Source organism: Nocardia sp. NPDC050718 (assembly GCF_040654235.1).
In the GTDB taxonomy this organism is placed as follows: domain Bacteria; phylum Actinomycetota; class Actinomycetes; order Mycobacteriales; family Mycobacteriaceae; genus Nocardia.
In genome coordinates this window covers 531,260-544,393 of record NZ_JBFAHQ010000003.1, presented here as the reverse complement: position 1 = coordinate 544,393, position 13,134 = coordinate 531,260, and the positions used below count along the sequence as shown (strand labels likewise).

Sequence of the window (13,134 nt, the reverse complement as noted above, 5' to 3'; positions counted from 1 at the left end):
GCTTGGACCTACGGTGCCGCCAGGGCGAATCCTTGTGATTCCCGACACGCTCATCCGGCGTCAGCTGTCGTCTGGATGGGGCGGGAGACCCGGACAGACGGGGCGGTATTCCAGATCGGGGGAAATCCACTCCGACCACTGGTGACGACTCATGTCGGCCGCGAGCTTGTCGCACAGCCGACCGGCCCACGTGCTCGGCCCCGGCCAGACCCACGCGCCTGCCTCGTTGGTCAATTCCTGGTGGATCGTGCGAACGGTCGAGTTGTCCGCGCTGATCCAGACAGCCTCGATCCAGCCCGGTGATCCCTGCAACGGCACCCCGACTACGTGACCGTCGGCCAGGTCCCAGAAGCGCAGCGTCTGGTCGCGGGAACCGGAGACGATGTACCGGCTGTCGGCGCTGATCGTCACGCTTCGCACCATCTCGGTATGCCCCTCCATCGGCGGCCCGACCTGCTCTCCGGTCCGCACGTCCCACCGCCGCAGGGTCGTTTCCTCACCGGTGACGAACCGGGAGCCGTCAGGTGCCATCGCCACCGCCCAGATCCCCTGTGCGCGGATCTCCTTGACCAGATCGCCGGTGCGGACGTCCCACAGCCGCACCGAGTCGCCGCTGTGGGTGAGCAGACGCGTTCCGGCGGGGTCGAAGACTAGGTTTCTGATATCGGCGCCGTGGCCGGTCATCGGCCCACCGATCGGGGTGCCGGACTCGGCGTTCCACAGCTGTGCGGTGTTGCCGGCGGCGACAGCGAGCAAGCGACCATCCGCACTGAGCTCGACCATTTCGGCCTCGGACGGTCCGACGAACGGGCCACCGATGGGCGACGCGGCTTCGGCGTCCCATAGTTGCACGACGTTTCCGGTGCTGAGCGTGGCGAGGCGGGTACCGCGGGCGTCGAATTCCAGCGAACGCACCGGCTCACCGAATCCAGTCAGCGGACCGCCTACTTGGTTGCCGGTCTCGGCGTCGTAGAAGGTGACGGTCTTATCCGGTCCGGCGACGGCTACGCGGCGGCCGTCCGTTGTGATCGCCGCACCGGCATCGGAGCCATCGGGGTAATCGACCAAGGCGGTGCTGCGGCCGGTCTGCGAATCCACCAACCAGACCGACGCATTCTCGTTGTCCTGCTTCACGAGTCGCCTGCCCTCCCGATCGGAGGTCAGCACTGGGCCGTAGCCGGGCTTCGCGGATCCTTGGTCCGACGGCCATGGTGCGCCGAGCGAACCGGCGCGGTCGACGTTCCAGACGCGCATCGTTCCGTCCCAGGATGTGGAAGCGAGTTGTCGGCCGTCGCGGGCGAACGCGACACCCAACACCCATCCCGTGTGTCCCGTCAGTGTCTCCGCCGAGCTACCGGTATCGGTGTTCCACAGTCGGATCGTGGTGTCGGTTGCCCCGGAGGCCAGTTCGGTGCTGTCCGGGCTGAAGGCGACCGAGGTGATCTGCCCTTCGTGCCCGACCAGCGGATCACCGATCAGCCGGCCCGAATCGGCGTCCCAGAGCAGCAGTGCCGCACCGAGGTCGGGCGCCAGCTCGGCCGCTTTCGCCGAGCCGCTGCTTCCGGATGCGATCAGTCGACCGTCAGGACTCCACCCAACGCTGCTCACCGGGCGGGTATGCCGACGCAGCACCTGAGGCGGCTCCGTGGGGGATTCGACGTTCCAGATACGCACGGTGGTGTCCTGGCCGCCGGACACCATGCGCCGCCCGTCCGGGCTGAATGCCACCGAGGACACCTCACCTTCGTGGCCGGTGAACACCTCCGCGCGACCGCTGTCCAGGTCCCACCACCGAATCACGCCGTCTGCGCCACACGCCGCCACCGACCGGCCGTCCGGTGCGAACACGACGCCGTTGACGACGCCCTGGAATCCGACGAGTGGCGGCCCCGCGGCCTTGCCCGACTCCACATCCCATATCTGGACCGCACCTTCCATGGTGGTGCCCGCTATCCGACGACCGTCCGGGCTGAAAACCGGACGTAGCGCGACCGGCTGCGGTTCGAAAGTTCGGTCGATTCGACTTCCCGTCCGCACGTCCCAGAGCCGCATCTCGACTCCACCGGTGAGGATTCGATCGCCGGCCGGACCGAACGAGACGCCGATGGTCGGATTGGCTGTCCGAAAGGACTCACCCATCGCGGGTTGATCCTGGAGAAAGGCGTCCGTGCTGAACGGTTTCCCGGTCTGCACGATCTTGTCCACCGCCGCTTCCGCATTCAACGTCCGCAGCAACGCACCCTCATCGAAATCGGGTGTGATCTGGCGCGCCGCCAGCGTCTGCTGGATCGCCCGCACGTCGTCGCGCGGGCGCGCACCGGCCAGCATCGACTCGGTGTCGGAGACCAAGCGCAGCCCGATCGCCTGGTTGCGTTGCCTGACCGCCTCGCGCTGCCGGTCGACGGCGACGACAGCGGCGATGAGCGCGAGCACCGTGAGCAGCACCAGCCCCGCGACGGCGGCGCGGCGTAATCGGCGGAACCGGCGTTGTTCCCGCAGATCCTCCCCCGCCAGTTCGTATTTCGGCTTGCCATGGATGGGCGCCGCGAGGTCGGTGAGCTTCTCGCGGAAGAGCGCGGCGCGGGGGTCCCATGGAGCGTCCTCGGTGACGTCGACGTAGAGGGGTTCGGTGGGGAGGGCGCCGGGCTCGGTCAGGACCGGGAGTGCGACGGTCGAGCGAGTGGGATCGAAGCGGTGCAGCTCGCGGTCCCATTTCACCTGCCCGCCCGCGACGACGAACAGCAGGTGTTCGGGGCCGCGGGTGCGCAGCCAGTAGGCGATCTCGCGGTCCACCCATTCCGAGGCGGCCGAATGCGGGGACAGCACGACGATGCAGTAGCGGGCCTGGTCCATCGCCTCGGCGACCTTGCCCCACAGGTCGGGGCTGGCGGTCAGGTCGGTGGCGTCGCGGAAGACCCGCAGGGCGTGCAGGCGGCCGACGCGGCGGCCGATGCGGTGCAGGCCGCGCTGGATGCCCGCCGCGATGGCGCGGTCGGCGTGCGAGTAGGACAGGAAGGCGTCGTAGGCGGTCGGCGACGCCTGCTTCGGCGGCGGGTCCGCCGCGATCGTCATCGGCTCGGCCATCGTCCTCACTCCCAACCGGTCTGCGCCGTTTCCTCCACGGTCGGCTTCCGCGCTCGCCGGGGCACGCGTAACCGGCTACTCGGGTTCGACTACGAGCCCCGGATGATCAACGTCACGTGGCGACGCGCCAGACGCAGACGCCGCCGAAACCCCCGATTCCGCCATCTCGGTCCCCTAACCTGAGCCCGACCCGGGCACTACCGGGCCCCATTCGACACAGGCGGAGCCGATGACTTCCTTCGATGATTTGCTCTCCCAGGTACCGATCGCCCAGATCGCCGACCAGCTCGGCGTCGACCAGGCGACCGCGACCAACGCCGTCCAGGCGGCGCTCCCGACGCTGCTCGGCGGGCTGCAGGCCAACGCGGCCGAACCGCAGGGCGCCGCGTCGCTGCTCGGCGCGCTCGACAACCACGGCGGTCTCGTCGAGGGCGAGGGCGCCGTCGATCTGCAGCAGGTGGACGTGGCCGACGGCGAGAAGATCGTCGACAACGTCTTCGGCGACGAGAAGAACACCGTCATCAGCGCCCTCGGCGGCACCGGCGGGACCGGCGGCAACGACCTGATCGGCAAGCTGCTGCCGATCCTGGCGCCGATCGTGCTCGCCTATGTCGCCAAGCAGCTGACCGGCGGTGGCGGTGCGGCCGCGCCGGCACCGGCACCGCAGCCGCAGGCGTCCGGCGGCGGGCTCGGCGATCTGCTGGGCGGGCTGATCGGCGGCAGCACCAGCAGCGGCGGGCTCGGCGGCGTGATCGGCGAGGCGCTGGCGAAGAACGCCGGCGGCGGTCTGGGCAGCATTCTGGGCGGCCTGCTCGGTGGCAAGCGCTGAGAGGTTCCCCACCGGGGGCTAACACCGCGCGGCCCGCAGCGATAGTCCCTACGCTGCGGGCCGAACACCTAGACTCGTCAGCACGACGAGACGGCGTCGGCCGAGGTTGTGGCGTTGATCAAACTCGGCAGTATTCCGCTCAGTTGCGTTTCGCATCACACCTACGGTGCCGTAAGGTATGGCCGCATCGCGACGTTCGACCGTAAGCACGACAGCGAAGGGTTTTTTACATGGCAAGGGATCTGACTCAACTCGAACTGCTCACAGAGTTGGAGCCGGTTGCCGAAGAGAACGTCAATCGGCACCTGTCGCTGGCCAAGGAATGGCATCCCCACGACTACGTCCCGTGGGATGAGGGCCGCAACTTCGCCGCCATGGGCGGCATCGACTGGGATCCGGAGCAGTCCAAGCTCAACGAGGTCGCCAAGGCGGCCATGATCACCAACCTGCTCACCGAGGACAACCTGCCGTCCTACCACCGTGAGATCGCCGAGAACTTCTCCCAGGACGGCGCCTGGGGCACCTGGGTCGGTCGCTGGACCGCCGAGGAGAACCGGCACGGCATCGTGATGCGGGACTACCTGGTGGTCACCCGCGGTGTGGACCCGGTCGCTCTCGAGAACGCGCGCATGATCCACATGACCAACGGTTTCGCCTCGCCCACCGAGGTCGACGCCGGCTTCCTGCACTCGGTCGCCTACGTGACCTTCCAGGAGCTGGCCACCCGCGTGAGCCACCGCAACACCGGCAAGGTCTGCGACGACCCGATCGCCGATCGCATGCTGCAGCGCGTCGCCGCCGACGAGAACCTGCACATGATCTTCTACCGCAACCTCTGCGGCGCGGCCCTCGACCTGAGCCCCGACCAGGCGATCGAGGCCATCTCCCTGATCGTGGAGAACTTCCAGATGCCCGGCGCGGGCATGCCGAACTTCCGGCGCAACGGCGTGCTGATGGCCAAGCACGGCATCTACGACCTGCGTCAGCACCTCGAAGAGGTCGTCCAGCCGGTGCTCAAGAAGTGGAACATCTTCGAGCGGACCGACTTCACCGCCCGCGGTGAGGCCACCCGTGAGCGCCTGGCCGACTTCCTCGACAAGCTGGGCCAAGACGTGCTCAAGTTCGAGGAGCAGCGCGACAAGATGCTGGCCCGCGAGGCCAAGAAGCTCGAGCTGGCGCGCGTCTAGCCGACAACCACACAGCGCCGCCCTCCGGATCCGGAGGGCGGCGCTGTTGTCGTCGGTGGGCTACTTGGTCGGCAGGGCGCCGTCGGTGCTGCCGACGTCGGTGATCTTCCAGTCCTTGCCCGCGTCGACGGTGATGTTGTAGGTGACGGTGTTGCGCAAGCCGTCGGGGTTCTGGGCGTTGGTGGTGCTCACGTCGACGAACGCGGCCACCTTGTAGACGTCGCCCTCGTGCGACATCACCTTGGCGGTGATCGGCGTTGCGCTCGAGGTCCACTTGAGCGGGATGATGATCTGCTCCAGCTTGTCGCCGGTCGCCTCGAACTTGCCGGACAGCTCCGGCGAGGTGCCCGCCTTCAGCTTGGCCACCCAGGCGTCGACGTCCTGATAGTTCAGCGTCGCCGAGCCGACGGCGTAGTCGAGGGCGATCTGCTCGGCCTTCGCGTCGTCGGCGGCCTGCGCCTTCAGGTCGGACAGCTCGGAGCGCGCCGAACCGAGCAGCACGCCGAGCACGATCGCGATGATCGCGAGGACGGCGATGACAGCGCCGCCGATCAGCGACGAGATCTGCACGGCGACCGTCCCCTTGTCCGGCTGCGCGGGCGCGGCGGCGGGCTTGGTCAGGTCGGTGGCGTCGTCAGCGGGTTCGGCCATGGGGTGGTTTCTCCGATTACGTGGGGACAGCGCACCGCCCGAGGCGACGGTGCCGGCAGACACAGGTTACTGAGCCGTAGCGCGCGCGGCGATCGGCCACGGCCGAATGCTGTCGTGTTGCTCACACGCGCGGGCGCTCCGGCGCGGTCATGATGCTGTAACCACGCGAAACAGGTAGTGCGCGATATCGATCACACCGCGCGTGTCCGGTCGGCGACACGCCCTGCGAGCCGGTCGGCAACGACCGCTGTGATCGGTCGCACCAGGGCTTTTTGTGGTCGCGACCTCGGGTGATGAGACAATGGCCGACGTGACTACCACGATGCCCCAGGTGACGACGCCGCTGCGGATCGGGCCCTACCCGGTCGATCCGCCGGTCGTGCTCGCCCCGATGGCGGGCATCACCAACCGCGCGTTCCGCACCCTGTGCCGCGAATTCGGCAGCGCGACCTCGATCTACGTCTGCGAGATGATCACCGCACGCGCAGTGGTCGAGCGCAACGAGAAGACGCTGCACATGATGTCGTTCGACGCCGACGAGAACCCGCGCTCGATGCAGCTCTACGGTGTCGATCCGAAGACGCTCGGCGAGGCCGTTCGGATCATCGTCGGCGAGGGGTGGGCCGACCACATCGATCTCAATCTGGGCTGCCCGGTCCGCAAGGTGACCAGGCTCGGCGGCGGCTCGGCGCTGCCGTACAAGCGCAGGCTGTTCGCCAACATCGTCCGGGAGATGGTCGCGGCGGCCGAACCCGCCGGCGTCCCGGTGACGTTCAAGTTCCGCGTCGGCATCGACGACGACCACCACACCTACCTCGACACCGGCCGCATCGCCGAGGCCGAGGGCGCGGCCGCCGTCGCGCTGCACGCCCGCACCGCGGCCCAGCTGTACTCCGGCGCGGCCGACTGGTCGGCCATCGCGCGGCTCAAGGAAACCGTCACCACCATCCCGGTGCTCGGCAACGGCGACATCTTCTCCGCCGACGACGCCCTGCGGATGATGCGCGAGACCGGCTGCGACGGTGTCGTCGTCGGCCGCGGCTGCCTCGGCCGCCCGTGGCTGTTCGCCGAACTCAGCGCCGCGCTGCGCGGCGAGCCGATCCCCGACGGGCCGACGCTCGGCCGCGTCGGCGAGATCCTGATCCGGCACGCGACCCTGCTCACCGCCCACGACGGCGAGGACAAGGCGATGCGCGACATCCGCAAGCACATGGCCTGGTACCTGATGGGCTTCCCGGTCGGCTCGCAGCTGCGCCGCAGCTTCGCGACCGTCTCCCGGCTCGCTCAGCTCGAGGACCTCGTCGCCCAGCTCGACCCCGCGGTCCCCTTCCCCACCGACGCCCTCGGCCCCCGCGGCCGCCAGGGCTCGCCGCAGACCAAGGTCGCCCTCCCCGACGGCTGGCTCGACGACCCCGAGGACGACACCGTCCCCGCCGCCGCCGACGTGATGCACAGCGGCGGCTGATTTCCGCCTGCCCGACCTTCCGCCTTCCGCGCCGGTCAGAGCGTCGCAACGAGATCGTCAGCGAATCTGTTGTGCACAGGAGTGGCCACTCGTGGCGGAATCGTTATCATTGCGGACATCGTTCGGCTGCGGTTCGAAGCGGAGCCGGGCGATGACGCGCATGCTGCGGCAGATAGAGAAGTGAGGTTCGTTGGTGGGTGACGATCGGCGTGGGCGAACGCCCCGGCCCGGAAGTCGCGCCCCCTGGGAGCGCTATCCGACGGCCGAACCCACCGAGCAGCCGGAGACGGGCGCGCGACGTTCCCGGCACGCGGACGCGGCACAGGACCCCGCGGCGGCCCCGCTGACGGTGCAGGACCTCGTCGACCGGGTCGACAGCGAACGGACCCGGCGCGGCAGGCGCAACGGCGCCGCCGAGGCCGAGGGATCGCGGGCGGGCCGCCGCGCCCGCGAGCAGGCACCCCGGCCCACCCAGCGCCCCGACCTATCCCCGCGCGTCGAGAGCTCGCCCGTCGTCGACGACATCGCGGGCACTCCGCATCGCGCCGAATCCCCCGCCGACCGCACCGCCACCACCGCACTGCCCGCCCAGGCCCCCGAGGCGGGCCGGGCGCCGCGCAAGCCGACCCCGCCCCGCCGGACCCACGATCCGATCGGCGACCCGGCCACCGACATCCTCCCCGCGGTCACCGCCGAGCCGCCGCAGCGCGCCCGCCCGGTCAAGACCGCGGCGGGTGGCGCGCCTCCGCGCCGCCCCGCCGCCGACGGCCGCCGCGGCAAGCAGGCGCGCATGGCGGGCCGGGGCGCGCTCATCTTCTTCGCGGTGCTGACGCTGGTCGTCACCGGCGGTGGCTGGAGCTATCTGCGCGCCACCAACAACAGCTTCAACCAGGTCTCGGCGCTCGACGGCACCACCGAGGACGTGCTCGACGGCGACATGCAGCTCGGTGACGAGAACTACCTGATCGTCGGCACCGACACCAGGGCGGGCGTCAACGCCGGCCTGGGCGCAGGCACCACCGACGACGCCGAAGGCGCGCGCGCCGATACGGTCATGCTGGTTCACATCCCGAAGAACCGTTCGCGCGTCGTCGTTGTCTCCTTCCCCCGCGACCTCGACGTCACCCGGCCGCAGTGCGCGGGCTGGGACAACGAGAAGGCCGCCTACACCGACCAGAAGTTCCCTCCGTTCATGGGCGACAAGCTCAATGCCGTCTACGCGATCGGCGGCCCCCGCTGCCTGGTCGACGTGGTGCGCAAGATGTCGGGTCTGAGCATCGGCCACTTCATCGGCATCGACTTCGCCGGATTCCAGGCGATGGTCGACCAGGTCGACGGCGTCGAGGTCTGCTCCACCAAGCCGATCATCGACAGCGTGCTCGGCACGGTCCTCGAGACCTCGGGCAAGCAGCGCATCAACGGCGAGACCGCGCTCAACTATGTGCGCGCACGCCACGTCGTTGGTGAGGAGCGCAGCGATTACGACCGGATCCACCGGCAGCAGCAGTTCCTGGCCGCCCTGCTCCGCGGGGCGTTGTCGAGCAAGGTGCTGCTCGACCCGGGCAAGCTGCAGGGTTTCGTCGATGCCTTCCGGCAGCACACGTTCGTCGACGGCGTCGGCACCCAGGACCTGATGCTGCTCGGCCGATCGCTGCAGAAGGTCAATGCCGGTGCGGTGACGTTCATTACCGCGCCGACCGCCGGGACCACGACCTACGGGAACGAGATTCCGCGCGAATCCGATATCAAGGCGATCTTCCGCGCGATCATCGACGACCAGCCGCTGCCAGGAGAACAGACCGCCCCGCCGGTCACGAGCTCGGTGGAGGCGCCGCCGACGCAGGCACCCAAGGTGCATGCCGTCAGTCCGGGTTCGGTGTCGGTCCGGGTATCCAACGGCACCGGCCGCACCGGCGTCGCACAGCAGGCCGCCAACAAGCTCAGCACGATGGGTTTCGGCATCTACAGCGTCGGGAACTACCCCGACGGCAGCGAGTCGACGGTGGTGCACTACTCGATGGGCAACGAGGCCGCGGCCGCGACTGTGGCCAGTTCGATCCCCGGCGCTGTCATCGAACGCGACGACAGCCTGGACGGGATCGTCGAGGTCATCCTGGGTTCGAGCTTCGCCGGACAGGTCCGCACCCCCACTGCGGTCGGTACCGAAATCCCCAACGTGGAGACCGGCAAAGCGATCGCGGCCGCACCGGTGGCCCTCCCGTCCGACCTCGAACACATGAACGCGGCCGACACCAGCTGCGACTGAGCCCCCCGCAGCCATCCGCCACCCGCAAAGTAACAACCCCCGCTGAGCTGGCACGACACTGCCACACGGCATTCACCCACCGTTGGGTGACAGCGCCGGGGGTACCCACTAGGGTCTGCAATCATGCGTGTCATCTACAACGAGCAAATGGCCGATCTCGCCAACCTCCTGGGCGAGATGGCCGGTCTCGCTGGCCAGGCGATGGAACAGGCCACCCAGTCCCTGCTGCAGGCCGACCTCGCCCTGGCCGAGCAGGTCATCGGTGAGCAGGACCGGATCTCGGTGATGATCACCGAGGCCGAGGAGAAGGCCTTCGCCCTGCTCGCGCTGCAGGCCCCCGTCGCGGGCGACCTGCGCCAGGTGGTGAGCGCCATCCAGATCGTCGGTGACGTCAACCGGATGGGCGCGCTGGCACTGCACGTCGCCAAGGTGACCCGGCGCCGCCACCCCAACCACGCGCTGCCCGAGTCGGTCAACGGCTACTTCGCCGAGATGGGCCGGATCGCGGTGAACATGGGCGCGGGTGCCAAGGAGGTGCTCGAGACCCGTGATCCCGAGCGCGCCGCCCAGCTCAACCAGGACGACGAGGCGATGGACGACCTCCACCGCCACCTGTTCACCCTGCTGATGGACCGTGAGTGGAAGTACGGCGTCGCCTCGGCCGTCGACGTCACCCTGCTCGGCCGCTACTACGAGCGCTTCGCCGACCACGCCGTCGAGATCGGCCGCCGCGTCATCTTCCTGGTGACCGGCGTGCTCCCCGGTGACGAGGACCTCGAAAGCTAGGACACGGCAACGAGAAAGCCCCCCGCACTCCGATCGGAGTGCGGGGGGCTTTCTCGTGGTGGTGCCTACCCGAAGCGGCCGGAGATGTAGTCCTCCGTGGCGCGCTGGGTGGGGTTGGAGAAGATCTTCTCGGTGTCGTCGATCTCGATCAGCTTGCCGGGCTTGCCCTGCGCCTCGAGGTTGAAGAAACCGGTCTGGTCACTCACGCGCGCGGCCTGCTGCATGTTGTGGGTGACGATGACGATGGTGAATTCCTTCTTCAGCTCGGTGATCAGGTCCTCGATCGCCAGGGTGGAGATCGGGTCCAGGGCCGAACAGGGCTCGTCCATCAGCAGCACGTCGGGCGAGACCGCGATCGCGCGGGCGATGCACAGACGCTGCTGCTGACCACCGGAGAGGCCGCCACCCGGCTTGTCGAGCCGGTCCTTGACCTCGTTCCAGAGGTTGGCGCCGCGCAGCGAGCGCTCGGCGACCTCGTCGAGTTCCTTCTTGTTGCGCACGCCCTGCAGCTTCAGGCCCGCCACCACGTTGTCGCGAATGGACATGGTGGGGAACGGGTTCGGCCGCTGGAACACCATGCCGATGGTGCGGCGCACGCCGACCGGGTCGATGTTGGCGCCGTAGATGTCCTCGCCGTCGAGCAGCACCGCGCCCTCGACGCGGGCGTTCGGGGTCACCTCGTGCATCCGGTTCAGCGAACGCAGCACGGTGGACTTGCCACAACCGGAGGGACCGATGAAGGCGGTGACGCTGCGGGGCAGCACGGTCAGCTCCACGTTGGACACCGCGTGGAAGGCGCCGTAGTAGATGTTGAGATCTTTGACGTCGATCCGCTTGGCCATCTGAGTTATCCGTTCGCTTCTATCGGTTCCGGGTGAGCCACTTGTTGACACCGGCGGCGGCCAGGTACAGCGCCGCGATCATCAGGATGAGCGTGAGCGCCGCACCCCAGACACGTTCGCGACCGGCGGCCTCCGGGTTGGCCAGCTCTTGGTAGATCAGCAGCGGCAACGAGGCCATGTTGCCGTCGAAGATGTTCTGGTTGATCGACTTGCTGTAGCCGACCAGCACGAGGACCGGCGCGGTCTCACCCATGACGCGGGCCAGGGAGAGCAGGACACCGGAGATCATGCCGGGCGCCGCGGTGGGGATGACGATCCGCAGGATGGTCTTCCACTTCGGCACACCGAGCGCGTAGGACGCTTCCCGCAGCTCGTCGGGCACCAGCTTGAGCATTTCCTCGGTGCTGCGCACCACGACCGGCAGCATCAGCAGCACCAGCGCCAGCGACACGGCGAAGGAGCTCTGCGGCATGCCGAAGGTGGCGATCCAGAGCGCGAAGATGAACAGCGCGGCGACGATCGAGGGCACACCGGCGAGGATGTCGACCATGAAGGTGGTGACCTTGGCGAGCCGGCCGCGACCGTACTCGACCAGGTAGACCGCGGCCATGATGCCCAGCGGCACCGCGATGATCGAGGCCACCGCGGCCTGCACGATGGTGCCGTAGATCGCGTGGTACACACCGCCGCCGGTCTGATCCGGCAGGATGCCCTTCTGCGAGTTCATCCACCAGTCGGCGGAGACGATCGCGGTGATGCCCTTGGTGACCACCAGGCCGAGCACCCACACCAGCGGGATCAGCGCGATCACGAAGCACAGCGTGACCAGGCCGGTCGCGACGTTGTTCTTGATCCGCCGACCGGTGCTGACGTGCCGGAAGGTAGGTGCTTTGACCGGCTTGTCGAGGGTCGTTGTGCTGGTCATCAGCCGTTCACCTTTCCGCCGGAAGCGAGGCGGGCCAGCGCGTTGACGACGAAGGTCAGCGCGAAGAGGACGAAGCCGGCCGCGATGTAGGCGCCGGTCGGCAGCGGTGAGCTGAACTCCGAAGCCGCCGAGGCGATCTTGGAGGCGAAGGTGTAACCGCCGTCGAACAGCGACCAGCTGCCTGCCTGGCTCGCGGTGCGCAGCACCACGAGGACGGCGATGGTCTCACCGAGCGCGCGGCCGAGGCCGAGCATGGAACCGGCGATCACACCGCTGCGGCCGTAGGGCAGCACGGTCATCCGCACGACTTCCCACTTGGTGGCGCCGAGCGCCTGAGCCGCCTCGATGTGGGCGCGCGGGGTCAGCGCGAACACCTCGCGGGCGACGGAGGTGATGATCGGCAGGATCATCACGGCGAGCACGACACCGGCGGTGAAGATGGTGCCACCGCCGCCGATCGAGACGTTGCCGTCGGAGAACAGGAAGAACCAGCCCAGCTTGTCGTTGAGGAACTGCTGGACCGGCGCGATCTGCGGCGCCAGCACCAGGAAGCCCCAGAGACCGAACACGATGGACGGCACCGCGGCGAGCAGGTCGATCAGCATCGTGAACGGCCTGCCGAGCCGCGACGGCGCGTAGTGCGTCAGGAACAGCGCGATGCCGACGCCGATCGGCACCGCGACGATGAGCGCGAAGATCGAGCTCAGCACCGTCACCATGAACAGATCGCGGATGCCGAACCGCAGGTGGTTGGCATCGTTGGTGGCGAACTCGGTGCTGGTGAAGAAGTTGACCTCGTCGGCCCTGACCGACGGCACCGCGCGGATCAGCAGGAACAGCGCGATCAGCGCGATGGCCGCGACGATGGTCGCACCAGCTGCGGTGGCCAGCCACCGGAAGATCGTCTCGGCGTTCAGACGGCCTACGCGACCCGACTCAGGGGCCTTGTCGATTTTCGGTTCGGTCGGCATATTCGCAGTATCTCCGGCCGCCCGTGGGCTCGTCGAATTCGACGAGCCCACCGCGGGGACCACACGGGGGATTGTGCTTGGCCCGAAGCGATAAGGGGTTGTGGTTGATGGCGGTGGTGAGCTGTGTG

At 68.5% G+C, this 13,134-nt stretch carries 10 protein-coding genes; 5 read left to right on the top strand and 5 right to left on the bottom strand.

The genetic code is table 11. The features are described 5' to 3' along the window. Positions 1 to 60: 60 nt before the first annotated feature. Positions 61 to 3,084, bottom strand: a complete 3,024-nt coding sequence (locus AB0H54_RS16980) for a TIR domain-containing protein (RefSeq protein WP_357346328.1) — start codon at positions 3,082 to 3,084, stop codon at positions 61 to 63. Positions 3,085 to 3,313: 229 nt separating this feature from the next. On the opposite strand from AB0H54_RS16980, the gene AB0H54_RS16975 reads away from it, so the two are divergent. Both AB0H54_RS16975 and AB0H54_RS16970 read left to right on the top strand, forming a co-directional pair. After that, positions 3,314 to 3,913, top strand: coding sequence for a DUF937 domain-containing protein (locus AB0H54_RS16975; RefSeq protein WP_218717536.1), 600 nt, complete (start codon positions 3,314 to 3,316; stop codon positions 3,911 to 3,913). A gap of 230 nt (positions 3,914 to 4,143) precedes the next feature. Beyond that, a complete protein-coding gene (locus AB0H54_RS16970; protein ID WP_357346327.1) occupies positions 4,144 to 5,100 on the top strand; it encodes an acyl-ACP desaturase in 957 nt (318 codons plus the stop codon). Between the two features lie 60 nt (positions 5,101 to 5,160). Here the strand turns inward: AB0H54_RS16970 and AB0H54_RS16965 are convergent, their stop codons facing one another. Next, positions 5,161 to 5,751, bottom strand: coding sequence for a hypothetical protein (locus AB0H54_RS16965; protein ID WP_357346326.1), 591 nt, complete (start codon positions 5,749 to 5,751; stop codon positions 5,161 to 5,163). A 322-nt stretch (positions 5,752 to 6,073) separates the two neighbouring features. Here AB0H54_RS16965 and dusB point away from each other — a divergent pair, with 322 nt between their 5' ends. The 3 genes from dusB (at position 6,074) to phoU (ending at position 10,268) form a co-directional block, all read left to right on the top strand. Further along, complete coding sequence (gene dusB / locus AB0H54_RS16960; protein ID WP_355271722.1) at positions 6,074 to 7,216, top strand: tRNA dihydrouridine synthase DusB; 1,143 nt, start codon at positions 6,074 to 6,076, stop codon at positions 7,214 to 7,216. Between the two features lie 193 nt (positions 7,217 to 7,409). Then, positions 7,410 to 9,482: an LCP family protein gene (locus tag AB0H54_RS16955; protein ID WP_357346325.1), complete on the top strand. Its 2,073-nt coding sequence runs from the start codon at positions 7,410 to 7,412 to the stop codon at positions 9,480 to 9,482. Between the two features lie 123 nt (positions 9,483 to 9,605). Then, the gene (phoU, locus tag AB0H54_RS16950; protein ID WP_355271007.1) at positions 9,606 to 10,268 is read left to right on the top strand and encodes a phosphate signaling complex protein PhoU; all 663 of its coding nucleotides are present in this window, start codon (positions 9,606 to 9,608) and stop codon (positions 10,266 to 10,268) included. A gap of 65 nt (positions 10,269 to 10,333) precedes the next feature. Here phoU and pstB read toward each other — a convergent pair whose 3' ends face one another. The 3 genes from pstB to pstC are packed head-to-tail and all read right to left on the bottom strand — an operon-like array spanning position 10,334 to position 13,006. Next, positions 10,334 to 11,110: a phosphate ABC transporter ATP-binding protein PstB gene (pstB, locus tag AB0H54_RS16945; protein ID WP_355271005.1), complete on the bottom strand. Its 777-nt coding sequence runs from the start codon at positions 11,108 to 11,110 to the stop codon at positions 10,334 to 10,336. A 19-nt stretch (positions 11,111 to 11,129) separates the two neighbouring features. Next, on the bottom strand, positions 11,130 to 12,035 hold the full coding sequence (gene pstA, locus AB0H54_RS16940) for a phosphate ABC transporter permease PstA (RefSeq protein ID WP_355271003.1): 906 nt from the start codon (positions 12,033 to 12,035) through the stop codon (positions 11,130 to 11,132). After that, positions 12,035 to 13,006: a phosphate ABC transporter permease subunit PstC gene (pstC, locus tag AB0H54_RS16935; RefSeq protein ID WP_355271001.1), complete on the bottom strand. Its 972-nt coding sequence runs from the start codon at positions 13,004 to 13,006 to the stop codon at positions 12,035 to 12,037. Before pstC ends, pstA begins: the two co-directional genes overlap by 1 nt. Between the last annotated feature and the right edge of the window lie 128 nt (positions 13,007 to 13,134).

What these genes read in the sequence shown, in the direction of transcription:
- pstA (WP_355271003.1), bottom strand. Translation starts at nt 12,035, where the DNA reads ATGACCAGCACAACGACCCTCGACAAGCCGGTCAAAGCACCTACCTTC.
- AB0H54_RS16980 (WP_357346328.1), bottom strand. Translation starts at nt 3,084, where the DNA reads ATGGCCGAGCCGATGACGATCGCGGCGGACCCGCCGCCGAAGCAGGCG.
- dusB (WP_355271722.1), top strand. Translation starts at nt 6,074, where the DNA reads ATGCCCCAGGTGACGACGCCGCTGCGGATCGGGCCCTACCCGGTCGAT.
- phoU (WP_355271007.1), top strand. Translation starts at nt 9,606, where the DNA reads ATGCGTGTCATCTACAACGAGCAAATGGCCGATCTCGCCAACCTCCTG.
- pstB (WP_355271005.1), bottom strand. Translation starts at nt 11,110, where the DNA reads ATGGCCAAGCGGATCGACGTCAAAGATCTCAACATCTACTACGGCGCC.
- AB0H54_RS16970 (WP_357346327.1), top strand. Translation starts at nt 4,144, where the DNA reads ATGGCAAGGGATCTGACTCAACTCGAACTGCTCACAGAGTTGGAGCCG.
- AB0H54_RS16965 (WP_357346326.1), bottom strand. Translation starts at nt 5,751, where the DNA reads ATGGCCGAACCCGCTGACGACGCCACCGACCTGACCAAGCCCGCCGCC.
- pstC (WP_355271001.1), bottom strand. Translation starts at nt 13,006, where the DNA reads ATGCCGACCGAACCGAAAATCGACAAGGCCCCTGAGTCGGGTCGCGTA.
- AB0H54_RS16975 (WP_218717536.1), top strand. Translation starts at nt 3,314, where the DNA reads ATGACTTCCTTCGATGATTTGCTCTCCCAGGTACCGATCGCCCAGATC.